11 protein-coding genes are annotated in these 15,111 nt (G+C 59.4%); 6 read left to right on the top strand and 5 right to left on the bottom strand.

Annotated features, from left to right (window positions below; translation table 11 throughout):
• Window positions 1-38 precede the first annotated feature (38 nt).
• Window positions 39-1,406 carry a formimidoylglutamate deiminase gene (locus NIT7645_RS14800; protein WP_050687415.1) on the top strand — a complete coding sequence of 456 codons (1,368 nt, stop codon included), beginning with the start codon at window positions 39-41 and terminating at the stop codon, window positions 1,404-1,406.
• Between the two features lie 44 nt (window positions 1,407-1,450).
• A complete protein-coding gene (gene hutC / locus NIT7645_RS14805) occupies window positions 1,451-2,152 on the top strand; it encodes a histidine utilization transcriptional repressor HutC (RefSeq protein WP_008559689.1) in 702 nt (233 codons plus the stop codon).
• Between the two features lie 21 nt (window positions 2,153-2,173).
• Here the strand turns inward: hutC and NIT7645_RS14810 are convergent, their stop codons facing one another.
• Window positions 2,174-3,748 (bottom strand): choice-of-anchor L domain-containing protein, encoded by a 1,575-nt coding sequence (locus NIT7645_RS14810; protein WP_050687417.1) that lies wholly within the window; start codon window positions 3,746-3,748, stop codon window positions 2,174-2,176.
• A gap of 205 nt (window positions 3,749-3,953) precedes the next feature.
• Between NIT7645_RS14810 and NIT7645_RS14815 the strand changes: the two genes are divergently transcribed.
• On the top strand, window positions 3,954-4,310 hold the full coding sequence (locus tag NIT7645_RS14815; protein WP_046211542.1) for a DUF8846 family protein: 357 nt from the start codon (window positions 3,954-3,956) through the stop codon (window positions 4,308-4,310).
• A gap of 29 nt (window positions 4,311-4,339) precedes the next feature.
• Here NIT7645_RS14815 and NIT7645_RS14820 read toward each other — a convergent pair whose 3' ends face one another.
• The 3 genes from NIT7645_RS14820 to NIT7645_RS14830 all read right to left on the bottom strand — a co-directional run bounded on the left by NIT7645_RS14820 (window position 4,340) and on the right by NIT7645_RS14830 (window position 8,178).
• Window positions 4,340-5,395, bottom strand: coding sequence for a transporter substrate-binding domain-containing protein (locus NIT7645_RS14820; RefSeq protein WP_008559462.1), 1,056 nt, complete (start codon window positions 5,393-5,395; stop codon window positions 4,340-4,342).
• A 76-nt stretch (window positions 5,396-5,471) separates the two neighbouring features.
• On the bottom strand, window positions 5,472-6,593 hold the full coding sequence (locus NIT7645_RS14825) for a Hint domain-containing protein (protein WP_074964262.1): 1,122 nt from the start codon (window positions 6,591-6,593) through the stop codon (window positions 5,472-5,474).
• 7 nt (window positions 6,594-6,600) lie between these two features.
• Entirely contained in the window at window positions 6,601-8,178 is a 1,578-nt protein-coding gene (locus NIT7645_RS14830) for a Hint domain-containing protein (protein WP_050687420.1), read from the bottom strand.
• Window positions 8,179-8,517: 339 nt separating this feature from the next.
• Here NIT7645_RS14830 and dapE point away from each other — a divergent pair, with 339 nt between their 5' ends.
• The 3 genes from dapE to NIT7645_RS14845 all read left to right on the top strand — a co-directional run bounded on the left by dapE (window position 8,518) and on the right by NIT7645_RS14845 (window position 13,569).
• Window positions 8,518-9,687 carry a succinyl-diaminopimelate desuccinylase gene (dapE, locus tag NIT7645_RS14835; RefSeq protein WP_050687423.1) on the top strand — a complete coding sequence of 390 codons (1,170 nt, stop codon included), beginning with the start codon at window positions 8,518-8,520 and terminating at the stop codon, window positions 9,685-9,687.
• Between the two features lie 105 nt (window positions 9,688-9,792).
• A complete protein-coding gene (gene rnr, locus NIT7645_RS14840; protein ID WP_050674340.1) occupies window positions 9,793-12,060 on the top strand; it encodes a ribonuclease R in 2,268 nt (755 codons plus the stop codon).
• Window positions 12,061-12,237: 177 nt separating this feature from the next.
• A complete protein-coding gene (locus NIT7645_RS14845) occupies window positions 12,238-13,569 on the top strand; it encodes a lytic murein transglycosylase (RefSeq protein WP_050687425.1) in 1,332 nt (443 codons plus the stop codon).
• A 6-nt stretch (window positions 13,570-13,575) separates the two neighbouring features.
• On the opposite strand, the gene ubiB is transcribed toward NIT7645_RS14845, so the two are convergent.
• Window positions 13,576-15,111: a 2-polyprenylphenol 6-hydroxylase gene (gene ubiB / locus NIT7645_RS14850; RefSeq protein ID WP_046211521.1), complete on the bottom strand. Its 1,536-nt coding sequence runs from the start codon at window positions 15,109-15,111 to the stop codon at window positions 13,576-13,578.

Below are 15,111 nucleotides of genomic sequence, written 5' to 3' on the forward strand. Positions count from 1 at the left end.
GCGCCTAATATCATTATGTCTATACATAAGAGGATATCATGCAGGCTATTTTCGCACGCCGGGCGCGACTGGAGCAGGGGTGGGTGAGCGATCTGAGGCTCACGGTTGCGGAGGGTCGCATTGCGTCGCTGCAGTCAGGCGCGGCGGCCAAGGACGGTGACACCTGCGTGGATACGCTTGTGCCTGCCCTGGCCAATCTGCATTCCCATAGTTTTCAACGCGCCATGGCGGGCATGACAGAGGCGCGGGTATCCGGGCGTGACAGCTTTTGGTCCTGGCGCACGCTGATGTATCGCTTTGTCGATCACCTGACGCCGGATCAGATCGAGGCAATTGCCGGGATGGTCTTTCTGGAAATGCTAGAGGCGGGCTATGCGTCTGTGGGGGAATTTCACTACGTGCATCACCAACCCGGCGGGCAGGCCTATGACGCGCCAGAAGAATTGAGCACCCGTATCTTTGCCGCTGCCGCACAGACGGGCATTGGTCTGACGCATCTGCCGGTTCTGTATTCCTATGGCGGGGCCGGAGAGCAGCCGCTTGCTGGTGGGCAGATGCGGTTTGGGAATGACGTTGATCGCTTTGGCACCTTGGTAGAGGCGGCGCGCGCGGCTGCAAGGACGGCTCTGCCTTTTGATGCGCGGGTTGGTATTGCACCGCATTCGCTTCGTGCGAGCTCGCCTGCCTATCTGGCAGAGGCTTTGCAGCTGCAGGCAGATTTGCCCGTCCACATTCATATCGCAGAGCAGCCAAAGGAAGTGGAAGAAGTCGAGGCCTGGCTGGGCGCCCGCCCGGTTGAGTGGCTGCTGGACAATGCACAGGTGGATGCAAAATGGTGCCTCATCCATGCAACGCATATGACCGATGCCGAGACATGTGCGATGGCCGAAACCGGTGCTGTGGCAGGGCTATGTCCGATCACTGAGGCCAACCTTGGTGACGGGCCGTTCAACGGGCCCGCTTATCTGGCGGCCGGTGGGCGCTTTGGTGTGGGGTCTGATTCCAATGTTCGGATCGCATTGGCCGAAGAACTGCGGACGTTGGAATATTCCCAGCGGCTGCGGGATCTTGCGCGCAACGTGTTTATCGATGGCGAGGGTTCGGTCGGGACCGCGCTTTATCTTGGTGCAGCACGCGGAGGGGCCCAGGCCCTTGGCCGTGACGCTGGCCGCATCGAGGTCGGTGCGCTCGCAGATCTCATGAGTTTCGACAGTTCAGACCCGGCACTTTGCGCCCTGCGGGACGATCAGTTGCTCGACGGGCTGTGCTTTGCCGCTGGGGGGCAGGTGGTGCGCGATGTCTGGTCTGCGGGCCGACATGTTGTTGCAGACGGACGCCATGCCCAACGCACGCAGATCATCAGTCGTTATCGTTCGGCTGTTGCCGCACTCCTGAGTGCACTTTAACAGGGAAAGACCCATGGCGCGGTAGCACAGGAGCGATTGAGCAGGTGACAGAGCGAGCCAAAATCGGTTTTCAGGATGTGCGGGACGTGGTGCTGGAGCGGATTCAGAACCGTGTCTGGTCCCAGGGGGATCTGTTACCAACAGAACAGGAGTTGGCAGAGGAGTTCGGCTGCGCGCGCGCAACCGTCAACCGTGCCCTGCGGGAGCTGGCGGATCGCGGCATTATCGATCGCAAGCGTAAAAGCGGGACCCGGGTAGCAGTGTCACCCGTGAAACAAGCCAAGCTGGAAATTGTTCTGACCCGGCAACTGGTCGAGGATCGCAATGCAAATTACCGCTATGCGCTGGTCGAACGAAAAGAAGAGACTGCGCCGGGGTGGCTGGCCTCGCAGTTGGATTTGCCGATGGGCGCCAAGGTTCTTCACCTGCGGGCGATGCATTATGCCGATAACCAGCCGTTTCAGTACGAGGACCGCTGGATCAATATCGCGGCGGTGCCAAAGGTGGTGGATGCTGATTTCACCACTGTCGGCCCGAACGAGTGGCTACTGGGAGAGGTGCCGTTTTCAAACGCAGAGCTGACCTTTGCCGCCGTACCTGCGGATGATGAACTGTCTGATTACCTGGCCTGTGCAAAGGCAACGCCCCTGTTCCAAATGGAACGCACAACCTGGTTCCGGTCTCAACCCGTGACATTTGTCAGGATGAGCTTTCACCCCGGTTACCAGATGCGCAGCCAATACTGACTGGGCGTTTGCCTTTCTGTCTTACTGGGTAATCGCGCCTAGCAGGTCACGTTCGTGCGCTTTGACTGTCACGCGAGCGCTTGGCCCGTAGGGGTCTTGCATGTCCGCGATCAGTTCCAGCACTTCGGCTCTTGTCTCGGGATCGAAGCTCTCGAGTGTCTGGTCGCCAGGGTGATAGCTTTCGCTTTCCAGCCCGTCACCGCGAATGATCTCGTGCCGATCAAACAGCAGGTGCACATAGATCGTGTCCTGACCATCAGCGCGCGGACGGATCGTGGTGTCATTAATCAGATCCTTGGCTTTTACCAGAACCTCATTCTGGCCAAACAGCATTTCGGCAGAGGCGGATCGCACCAGAACCCGGTGATTGGGGGACAGAGCCGTTTCGCCGTGATCGCCAAGCGCATTTTTGGCAAAGACAACGGGCGCATCTGCCCCTTTTGCCTTGCGCATTGTGCGACCGATCCAGCGCAGGGGCTGTGGACCGTGATCGCGGGTCTGAACCATGCAGCCAGGTCTAAGATCCTCTACCGGACGGGGCCCGTCGATGGTGTCAATCATGGTCCCTGCAACGAAACAGGGCGTGGTTGTCAATTTGACAAAACCGGTGTCGGTGTTTCCTTCGGTGTCAGCGACGGTGTAGGAAAATGCGGTTGATTCATTGACGTCGACATCATCCTGGCCTGCGACGGTGAAGGTGCCGTCCTCGTTCAGGGTGATCATTTCCCCACCCGCAAGGGTGACGGTGCTTCCCGCGACCACCGGTTGCCCGTTGATATGGGTGATGGTCAGCGCGGCATTGTTGACCTGCGTGTCGTTGGCCAGAACGTCTAGGTCGGTGGTTGTCCCTTCTCGAACCGCGATGGTGTCGTCGAATGCGATCAGCTCTGTCTGGACCGAGTCACCCGCAATCAGAAGGTTTGAATCGTAGGCCGTGTCACCTGCATCGGCGATGCCGATCTTGATGGTGTTGACCTCCCCCACATTCACCGGCGCCTTGAGCGTCAGGGTGATGGTGAAGCCATCCATCTCGGTGTTGAAGGTGTCAGCCGTCGGGGCGTTGTCGATATAGAGGTTTTCGTTGCTGGTTGTGTTGATGTTGTCGATTGAAATATCGCCCGACCCAAGGCTGAGCTCTGCCTGAACCCCGTTTACCCACACACCGATGGAGTCATTGAAACCGGAGTTGACGTATTCCAGGTACTCTTCCGAAGAAAAGACAAACTGCATGGTCAGTGTATCAGCGTTTGGGATGAACTCAGCCTCGAACACCGCCGCGTCGTAGGTGGTCTGTCCTGAAATTGCGGACAGATCGGCATCCCCCGCGGTCTGGTTGTTGGTGGAGGTTCCAGCGCTTGTGTTCACATCACCGCTGCTGTTGGTGATGGAGGTCGCATTCCCGGTCGAAAGGATGACCCCTGTATCGGATGGTGTAACGCCGGGGGCAACAGTGTCACCATTGGTGTAAATCCCGGATGCGACCTGAGCACCGGTATAGGTGGCGCTGACAATAGTGACACCGTTGCCGAACATGGTTTCGGCCATGTCGGTGGCAGTCGCTGTGGTATTGATAGGAAGTTCAGAGGCTGTGGGCATAGGAAACCTGTTAAGCGAACCAGAAACAACAATTGCGTGTATTTAACAGTGCCGGATTTAGGAAAGGTTTAATCTGGTGCGTCGGTTTGGCGTGCCCCAGCGTCATCCTCTTTGACCGGCAGATGTCAGTATTGCTCAGCAGGCAAACCTGCTGTGTGCTTGGTTCATATTGACCAAACCCATGTGGCAGAGATATGGCGGCAGCATGGAAAAGAAGAAAATCTCCCGCCAGCAGGTCTACACCCTCCTTGTCCAGATTGGTCGCAAGGATGGCGATGGTCTGCCAAAAGGCGCAACAGGTGCTGCGCTGATGATCTATGCCTCAGGCGTGGACGAGGCCGAAGCCGTACGTGAAACGGTTGCGATCCTGAAGCAGGCGGACACCGCCCCTCTGGATGTGACCGGGTATGGCACACTGGAAGAGCGCGAGGCCGAGGGACACGAGATTTCGGATGAAGAGCGAGAGCTGATGCAGCGCGCCCTGGATGAGAACGCGGTTATCGTTGCCCAGATGACGCCGTTCTTTGACGACGGAGAGAGTGCCGCAGATCTGCTGCACTGAACCTATCCGGTGGTTGGGTCCCGTTCGGCCTATGGGGCCTTGCCAAACCACTTGCGGTAAATGTCGTCGTATTCGCCATTTTCGCGCATGGCCAAAAGGGCGCGATTGATCTCTTCCAGGTGGTCAGAGCCATCAGGCAGCAATAGACCGTAGTCTTCCCGCAGGAACACCTGTCCCACCGGATGGCCCACTTTGCGCCCGTCGCTTTCCATGTAGTGATCCAGTACCGGCGCATCAAAGACCACTACCCGGGTCAGGCCCTGATCGAAATCACGCAGCAGAGTCGCCAGATCACTGTAGCCCCGGTAGGAAATATCACGGCGCTCCAGGAAACGTGCTGCGGTTGACTCTGAAATGGTTGCGACGTCCTTGTCATACAGATCGTTGACAGAGTTGATCGAGCCGCTGATCGCCTCGACAGTCATGACCGCCGTGATCTTTGCGACAAAAAGCGAAACCACGAACAGGGACGAAACGACCAGCACAACGCCAAACACCCGCCCAATCGGTGTGCGGGGAACCCGTTCTTCAAAGCCGCCGTTGACCACGAGATTCAGCGCCCACCAGAAGGATGGGAACCATGCTTCCTTGAGCGGGCGATCAAAATAGGGCTGGGCCCGGCGCTCCAGCCCCCACATCATCATGCCCCCGCCCATCAGCAGAACCACAGCAACGGCAATGGCAATCATCAGGTCGGCAGAAAACAGAACCCGCATCAGGGATGGGGCACGTACATCGTCAGCTGCAACCATGATCCGCAGCCCGCTTTCAAAAATCGGATGACTGAAATCCATCTCTGTTTCACGTGCAGCAGTGATGGAGATATTGGCCGCTGCCATGTCGACCTGGCCCGTGCGCACCAGATCGAGCATTTCGCCAAAGGTTTCAGTGCGGACCAGTTCATAGCGCCAGCCGAGCCTGTCGGTCAGGCTGCGCACCAGATCAATCGAAAACCCGGTGTCGCGATCCATCTCCTGCATGGAAAACGGCGGACGGGTGACCGTGCTGACGGTCAAGGTCTCTGCCGCAACAAAAGTGCCCCACAGCACAAAGATCAGTGAAAAGGGTGCAAAAAGACGGCGCAACGTGCTGACAGACCCTGTTGGTGTGAACGTTCCAGATTCCTTAGAAGGTCAGTCTGCACCGATCAAGCACCCATGGTCATGCGATGCGACGTTCTGCCAGAACTGCGGCATCAAAGCTGCGCAAAATGGGTGTCGGATCGGTGGCATGTTCCGGGAGATCACTGCGTGGGATATGCGCTACCGCGCTGGCGCTCAGACCGACAGTATCGCGCCGCAGACGGCCCAGAAACAGGCTCTCCACCGGGGTTCCTGCAGCAAGAAAGCGTTCGTTGCGCGGCAATACGAGCTGGGTAAAGACCGCCTGCTCGGTCAGATCGGCTGAAACCGGGGTTGCGATGGCGGTCCCTTTCAGTGCGATCGCGGGGACACGCACCTGCGGGCGGCCGAACAGATAATCGACATCGCTGCCCGTCACCACCAGCTGCTGATATGGCGCGACGGTGATGTCTTCGTCGAGCCCAAGAAAAGGGGCCCGAAGCCGAACGGGGGTGTCATGGCCGACTGCCGGACGCTGCCGCATGAGTTTATGCAGAACCGGGATGTAGTCGCCTGTTTCAGACAGGATGAGATCGCCACGCTTGAGTTGGGAAATCTGGGTGGGCCCGCTAGGTGTCGCAACCAGTGTCTCTGGCGCAAGGCCCGCGAAAGGCGCCAGCGGCAAGATGCGGTTGCTGAGGCTGACCGACAAGAGACCCTGCTGCCTGGCGTCGGATGGAAGGTCGCGCAAAAGTCGGCGCAAATCACTCAGCCGCAGCGGCGGCGGTGCGTTCACCTCTGCGACCGAAATGGTGTGGCCTGTATGACCAAGCAGCGCAAGACGCCCCCAGCGGGCAGGACCGTGCCAAGCGTAAACCAAACGGGCAGGCCCGGTTGGCGGCGTGGGTAAGCCCACTTTTGACGGAGCGTTCGGCTGGCTGGCCGACCGTGGCGCGACCTCTCGCGAGATGGAGATACCCGGTTGTTGGATCTTTAGCCGAAAACCGCCGCTGGCTGTGCGGGACAGGCAGATATCAAGCGGCCAGTCACCGCCTTGGCACAGGCGCAGCAAGGGGGCCGGGCTATGGCTTTCGTCATTGAGGATATCAATGCAAAGGCTGCCACTGACCAAAAGACCATCGCCCTGAGCCGCATCAAGACCACCTGTGTCATGGTAGACGACAAGCGTATCACAGGTGCTGCGTGTGGCCAGCCAGCTCATGATGCCCTCAAAGCCCAGCCAAGGTTGCACAGAGCAGCTGTGCCTCAAAACTGCGCAGGCTTGGTCGGGCCGATGGACCGTAGCCCGTGCCGGTGCTCGGATCCAGTTGCGGAAACAGGGTTTGCAGTTCCTCCAGCACATCTTGGTCAAAGTGCTTGCTGGTCTGCGGGCCCGGCAGGAAGCTCTCGGTCACCAATCCTTCGCTGGTGACAAGTTGATGGTCGTCAAACATCAGGTGGAAATAGGTGACTGAGCCACCGGGGCGGCGGGTGATCGAGTGGTCGTTTGTCAGATCCTTTGCCGCGACCAGCACCTCGTGATCGCCAAACAGGATCTCAGCCATCGCGTCGCTCAGAAGGACGCGGTGCTGGGGCGAGACCCAGAGCTCATCGTGATCGCCGAGCGCATTTTTGGCAATGCAGATCGGTGCCAGCCGACCCTGTGCAGCAACACTGCGGGATCCGATCCAGCGAATGGGCTGTAGGCCTGCATCGCGGGTCAACACCAGATCGCCAACGCGCAACTCCTCGACCGGGATCTGCCCCCGGTCCGTCAGAATGCGGCTACCCGCGACAAAACAGGGGATGGTGCTTGCCTCGACGTAGCCAACGTCGCTGTTGGTGCCGTTGCTTGCCGTGTAGCTGAAAGTAAAGTCCTCGGCGTCGCCATCGCCTATCAAGGTGAGGGTGCCATCAGCATTCAACTGCACTTGCTGGCCCGTCCCAAGGGTGACGGTGTCCCCGGCCACAACGGCGACGCCGTTGATATGGGTGACGGTCAATGTGCTGTTGGACGAATTGGTGTCATTGGCCAGAACGTCGATCACCTTGGTTTCGTTCGGCGCAACATGGGCGATATCGGTGTTGGCGATTACACTTGTTTGTGCGGAATCGGCGGCGATCAGCAAGTTACTGTCGTAGCTGCCGTCCGACACATCTGCGATGCCGATCCGAATCGTATTTTCGACACCCGGATCGACCTGCATGGTCAGTGTCATGGTGACGGTCAGACCGTCCATCTCTGTGTTGTAATCGCTGTTTGAGTTGTCGAGATAGAGGTTGGAGTTGTTGCCGGAGTTCACGTTTCCGGGGTCTGTGTCCCCGTTGCCGAACTCCAGATCGACCATCTGGCCGTTGACCCAGACACCCACGAAATCCTGAAAGACGGAGTCCTGATATTCCGGGTATTCCTCAGAAGCGAAGACAAACTGCAGCGTCATGGTGTCGGAATCAGGGACAAACGTCACATCCAGATAGGATGCGTCATAGGTCTGCACGCCACCTGCTGCAGCGTTGAATGTCGGGTCGCCGTTTGGACCATTGCTGGCAGTTGTTGTGTTGCTGGATTGGTTTGCCTGACCACTGGAGTTGGTAAAGGCGCTGGCCTGCCCCGTGGACAGGATAATGCCGGTATCCGCAGGTGTGGCCCCCGGTGCGATGGCATCCCCGTTTGAGTAGATGGCAGAGGCGCGGGTGTCGCCGGTGTAGGTGGCATTGACGACCTGTACGCCATCTCCAAAGATGGTTTCAGCCATCTGCACCGCAGTGGCGTTTATGTCATATGTCAGCTCGGATGCCGCAACCATGCGTCTGCCCCATCTCAGTCACGAGAGGCGTCAGCGATCAGATGAACAGGGATAGAACGGCCCAGCTGCCGAAACAGCGGTGGTGCCGGTTGGAACTGCCTGTCTCCGCGCCCCGCTTTTTGCGGTGGTCTTGCGGACTCTGATGCTCTGCCTCGAGTTATTGTTAAGACCTGGTTAACATTTTCCGTAGCTTTCTGTCCGTCTTTGGGTCGGTTTGCGGCAAATTAATGCCTGCAGCCGCGGTATTTGCGCCACAAACTCCGTAACAGCTTGCGGAGCAGCGGGTTTGCACCGCGCTTCAAACCGCGTTAGCCAAGGGCCAGACAACCGGAGAGCCCAATGACCAATTCCACCGACTTTCAGCCGCTCGACCCGCAACAGCTCACTGCTGATTTGATCCGCTGTGCCTCAGTCACCCCGGAGGAAGGCGGCGCATTGGTTCTGTTGGAGAAACTTCTGTCAGAGGCCGGATTCGAATGCAGCCGCGCGGATCGCGGCGAGGTCAGCAATCTCATTGCGCGGTGGGGCGACAAGGCGCATCCCAAAACCATGGGTTTCAATGGCCATACGGATGTGGTGCCAATCGGTGATGCCGCAGCCTGGACCGTGGATCCTTTCGGGGCCGAGGAAAAGGATGGCTTCATGTATGGGCGGGGCGCAACCGACATGAAATCGGGCGTTGCGGCCTTTGTCGCCGCCGCGGTGGATTATGTCCGCACGACCCCTCCCGAGGGCGCCGTTCTCATCACAATCACCGGGGATGAAGAGGGGGACGCCATCGACGGCACCACCGCGATACTCGACCAGATGGCGGCAGAGGGCGAACGGATGTCTGTCTGCCTAGTGGGAGAGCCGACCTGCCCGAATGAGATGGGTGAAATGATCAAGATCGGCCGCCGCGGGTCGTTGTCTGCCTGGTTTACGGTAACCGGTGTTCAGGGGCACTCTGCCTATCCGCATCGCGCCAATAACCCGCTCAACGCGATGGCCCGTCTCATGGACCGGTTGGCGAGTCACGAACTGGATCAGGGAACAGAACATTTTGATGCGTCAACCCTGGCCGTCGTCACCATCGATACCGGCAATCCCGCAACAAATGTGATTCCCGCGCAGGCGCGCTCGACCGTGAATATCCGATTCAACGATGCTCACACTGGTGCGGATCTGAGCGCGTGGCTGCGGGCAGAGGCGGATAAGGTGGCCGAGGCCTTCGGCGTGACGATCGACATGACGGTCAAGATCTCTGGCGAGAGTTTTATCACCCCGCCCGGCGCGCTGTCCGATCTTGTCGCCGCAGCAGTGAAGGCCGAGACCGGCCGGATGCCCGAACTGTCGACAACCGGTGGAACATCCGATGCGCGGTTCATCAAATCGCATTGTCCCGTGGTCGAAATCGGTCTGGTCGGGAAAACCATGCATCAGGTGGACGAGCGGGTGGACATCGATCAGATCCATCAGCTCAAGGCGATCTATTCCCGCATCCTGAATGACTATTTCGCCGCCGACTAAGGGGCGGGTTCAGCCCCTGATCATTTTCTGAACAGCGCGCGGTCCGGAGTGGGATCGCGCGCTTTTCACGATGACCTTCCGCGCTGGGCGTGGTAGCTCAGATCTATGACCCGTATTCCTTCCAAGGCCGAAATCCTCGAATGGATTTCAGCCCATCCGACTCACAATTCCAAACGCGACATTGCCAAAGCTTTCGGCATCAAAGGCTCAGACCGGATCGACCTCAAGCGGATCCTGAAAGAGCTGGAGGCCGAAGGGCATCTGGAAAAGCGCAAGAAGACATATCGCGATCCTGATCGCTTGCCGCCCGTTTCCGTGCTGATGGTGAAAGGGCCGGATGACAATGGCGATCTGTTTGCCCGGCCGCTCGAATGGCACGGAGAGGGTGTGGAACCTGTTGTTCTGGTCCTGCCGCGTGCATCGGACCCGGCCCTGGGCGAAGGGGATCGGATCCTGGCACGTCTGACGCTGGTGCAGGATGCGGACTATCACTACGAAGCCAGGCTGATCCGGCGGGTGGGAACAAACCCGCGGCGGGTGATCGGGATTTTCCGCCGCCATGACGAAGGCGGACGAATTGTTCCCATCGACAAGGCGGCCTCCACCGAATGGACGGTCGCAGAGAACGCGACCCACGGGGCCCGCGACGGTGAATTGGTTGAAGCCGAACAAGCTGGCCCCAAGACCCGCCTTGGCCTGCCGCGGGCACGTGTGGTCGAGCGGTTGGGCGACCCATCCGCGCCAAAGGCCGTTTCGCTGATCGCCATTCATCAGCACGGCATTCCCGACCATTTCCCGGACACCGTGATAGCCGAAGCTGATGCCGCCAAGCCGATGGGGTTGAAAGGGCGTGAGGATCTGCGGGACATGCCGTTGATCACCATTGATCCGGCAGATGCGCGCGACCATGACGATGCCTGCTACGCCCATGCCGATGATGACCCAAAGAACCCCGGTGGTCATGTAATCTGGGTCGCGATTGCCGATGTGGCGGCCTATGTGCGCCCCGGCACCGCGCTCGACCGGGAAGCCCGAAAGCGGGGTAACTCCAGCTATTTCCCCGACCGCGTTGTCCCCATGCTGCCCGATCGGTTGTCAGGTGATCTGTGCAGTCTGCACGAGGGCGTGCCACGGGCCTGTGTTGCCGTGCGCATGCAGATCGACGCGGACGGCAACAAAATTGGCCATCGGTTTGTGCGGGGCCTGATGCGGTCTGCTGCATCTCTGCACTACGGCGAAGTCCAGGAGGCAATGGATGGAATGCCAACGGAACGGACAGAGCCTTTCTTAGAGCCTGTTATCAAGCCGCTTTATGCCGCCTATGCCGCGCTGGTCAAAGCGCGTGCCGACAGGCAGCCGCTGGATCTTGATCTGCCGGAACGCAAAATCGTTCTGGATGAAAAAGGCAATGTCGTTTCAGTGAACTTCCGGGACCGGCTGGATGCGCATAAGCTCATCGAAGAGTTCATGATCCTGGCCAATGTGGCTGCAGCGGAAACGCTGATCAAAAAGCGCACCCCGCTGTTGTTTCGTGTTCACGAGGAGCCCGCACCAGAAAAACTGGATGCCCTGCGAGAGACAGCCCGCGCCGCCGGTCTGTCGCTGGCCAAGGGGCAGGTTCTTCAGACTCGGCATCTTAATGCTCTGCTGAATGGGGCAGCCGGTACTGATGATGCAGAGCTCATCAACATTTCGACCCTTCGCTCCATGCAGCAGGCGTATTACAACGTCGAGAATTTCGGTCACTTTGGCCTGGCCCTGCGCAACTACGCACATTTCACCTCGCCGATCCGCCGCTATGCGGATCTGATCGTACACCGGGCTCTGATTTCGTCCCATGGCTGGGGGGAAGACGGGCTTGATCCGCAAGAGATCGAGCGTCTGGAACAGACCGCGACCCATATTTCGGACACTGAACGACGTTCGATGATGGCAGAGCGGGATACGACAGATCGTTACCTTGCCGCCTATCTGGCAGAGCGCGTCGGCAATGAGTTCGAAGGCCGTATCAGTGGCATCGCGCGGTTTGGCTGTTTTGTGAAGCTGGACGAAACCGGGGCAGATGGTCTGGTTCCTGTGCGTTCCATTGGCCGTGAGTTTTTTCACTTTGATGCAGAGGCGGGCACGCTGATGGGGGCGGATACGGGCCTGACGCTTGCCGTTGGTCAACGCGTCACCGTGCGTCTTGCCCAGGCGACGCCAGTCACAGGTGGTCTGGAGCTTGAACTCCTGGCGATCGGGGACGACCCGATGCCGGTTGGCGGTGGTGCTCGCCGCAGCCCGGCGGGCCGGTCGATGAAACGAAAATCCACAAAGGCAAAAGCCAAACGCAGCAAGATCAAGCGCAAGGTGGAGCGCAAGCGCCGGAAATAGGCTGGGCCAGACTGGCGGCGTCGGCAATGTGCCGCCAGCCTTCTGCATGGTGCTTTGTGTCGGATCTGTTCGGAAGTAGACTTCTGCAGAGCAGATAAAAACATGAGGTTTAAGATGCCTTTGCGCCTTGGCCCGCCCCGATTGCTGTCGCTGGCCCTTTGTATGGGAGGTTTGGGAATGGTTTCATTCCCGAGCCATGCCAGCCAATCCGGTGCGGGGGCGATTCCCTCGCAGGTAGCTGTTGCACCACAGGTTTCCCTTCGCCCGGCTGCCCGGCCGGGTCATGCCTTGGCGCGCAATACGCCAGATCTTGTTCCGACCTCTCTGCGGCCGCAATCGCGCCCGTCGGAACGCACTCAGCCTGATGGCGAAGCCGTTGACGCCGAAACCGCGCGCGCCTTTGAGATGTGGTTGACGGCGTTCCGGGGCAGGGCGCAGGAAGCGGGCATTTCTCGTGCAACACTCGATAGTGCGCTGGCCGGTGTTCGCTTTGACCCCGATATCGTGAAACGCGATGGCAATCAGTCAGAGTTCGTTACTCCGATCTGGACCTATCTTGAGCGGGCGGTTTCAGACAGCCGCGTTGAAAATGGACGCGCCGCGTTGCGCGATCATGATGACACGCTGGCACGGATTGAGGCCACATATGGTGTCGACAAGGAGGTTGTCGCCGCGGTTTGGGGCATGGAAAGCAACTATGGGAATTTCCGTGGCAGCAGGGATATTGTCCGCTCGCTTGCCACGCTGGCCTTTGACGGACGCCGCGCTGCGTTTTTTGAAAGTCAGCTGATTGCAGCGCTGCGAATCCTGCAGTCCGGTGATGTCAGTGCACGCGCCATGACTGGCAGTTGGGCGGGTGCGATGGGTCACACGCAGTTCATGCCGACATCCTATCTGGAATACGCTGTTGATTTCACCGGAGATGGCAAGCGTGATATCTGGTCGGACGACCCTACCGATGCATTGGCGTCTACCGCGGCCTACTTGAAACGCTTTGGATGGGTGAAGGGGCAGCCATGGGGAATCGAGGTGCAGCTTCCGGCCGGGTTTGACTACGCTCAGGCGGATCGCAAGATCACCAAACCGGCGCGGGATTGGCAGCGCCTTGGTTTGCGCACAGTGGACGGAGGCGCCTTGCCGGATCATGGCGAGGCCGCAGTTCTATTGCCTGCAGGGGCGCAGGGCGCGGCGTTTCTCGTCTATCGCAACTTTTCAGTGATCGAGCGTTACAATGCAGCCGATGCCTATGTCATCGGTGTTGGCCATCTGAGCGACCGACTGAAGGGTCGCCCGCCAATACAGGCAGACTGGCCGCGAGACAGCCGTCCGCTGACGCGGCAGGAGCGACGGGAACTGCAGGAACGGCTGTCGCGCTCAGGCTATGACACTGGTGGTGTTGATGGTCGGATCGGGCCACGTACGCGAGCGGCGCTCCGAGCCTATCAAATGGCCGCCGGGCTGACACCCGACGGCTACCCGTCTCTGTCGGTTCTGAACCGTCTGCGCTGACAGAGGTCAGCCAATCGCCACGGCCGCAAAAGCCACGGCAAGTCCGACAGCCAATCCGCACAAGCCAGGCACCACCCAGCTGCGTGCGGATTTGCGGTTGGCTGCTTCGTCTGACAGGTGGCTCTGTGCGATCAGGGCTTGTTCCACCAGCGCCGGCAAGCGGGGGCCGAAACGGGCCATGACCTTTGCTGTTTCCAGCAGGTCGCTGACCACAGCACGGGGACCGATGGATTTCTTGATGTAGTCCTCGACCACCGGGCGGGCGGTTTCCCAGATGTTGATGTGCGGATCCAGAGATCTGGCAACCCCTTCGACAACCACCATGGTGCGCTGCAGCAAAATCAGCTCGGTCCGGGTTTCCATGCCAAAGCGTTCTGTCACCTCAAACAGGTAGTTCAGCAGACGTCCCATCGAAATATGAGAGGCGTCCATGCCAAAGATGGGTTCGCCTACGGCTCGCAGGGCGCGGGCGAACTCATCGACATCGCGGTCCGCAGGCACGTAACCTGCTTCGAAATGGACCTCGGCAACGCGTTTGTAGTCCCGTTTGATAAACCCAAAGAGAATCTCGGCATAGACCCGGCGGGTGTATTCGTCGATGTGGCCCATGATCCCGAAGTCATAGGCAATGATATCGCCATTGGCTGCGACCTTCATGTTGCCTTGGTGCATATCGGCGTGAAAATAGCCGTCCCGCAGCGCATGGCGCAGAAACAGCGACAGCACCCGACGGGCGAGATCGGCCCGATCATGCCCCGCCGCGTCCAGGGCTGCATTATCGCCGATCGGCAGCCCGTCTGCCCAGCCCAGTGTCATGACCCGCCGTGCGGAGTAGTTCCACAGGATCTCCGGCAATTGAAAACCTTCGTCGCCTTTGGTGTTCGCCGCAAACTCGGAGGCAGCAGCGCTTTCCAGACGCAGGTCCAGTTCGCCCTGAACAACACCGTCGAAATGCTCGATCACATCCATCGGTTTCAGACGGCGGGCGCCAGGGGCAAACAGATCGGCAATCCGCGCAGCAAAGTAGAAGGCGTCTACGTCCTTGTTAAAGGCCCGCTCAATCCCCGGTCGCAGGACTTTCACCGCCACCTCACGGCCACTGTCGACCAGACGGGCCCGGTGTACCTGCGCAATCGATGCCGCTGCGATGGGTTCGCTGAACTCGGAATAGATCTGCGATACCGGCTGACCAAGTTCGCGTTCGACCTGCGCGATTGCTTCATCGCGGGAAAACGGAGGCAGCTGGTCCTGCAGGACACGTAGTTGTTGGGCCATGTCCTGCCCCACCACATCCGGGCGGGTCGAGAGGACCTGACCGAACTTGATATAGGCAGGCCCCAAAGCCGTCAGCGCACGGGTCGCCGGGGGCATGGACGGATCCCCCTTGTAGCCCAGCCATTTGAACGGCCAGCCCAGGGTGCGGGCCAGGATTCGCAGAGGTTTGGGAGCCTCAAACGCATCGAGCACCACCTGCATGGCACCTGTGCGCTCGAATGTGGCGCCTGTCCGGATCAGGCGAACGATATTGTGGGGACCGCGCAT

It is taken from the genome of Phaeobacter italicus (genome assembly GCF_001258055.1).
Lineage (GTDB): Bacteria > Pseudomonadota > Alphaproteobacteria > Rhodobacterales > Rhodobacteraceae > Phaeobacter > Phaeobacter italicus.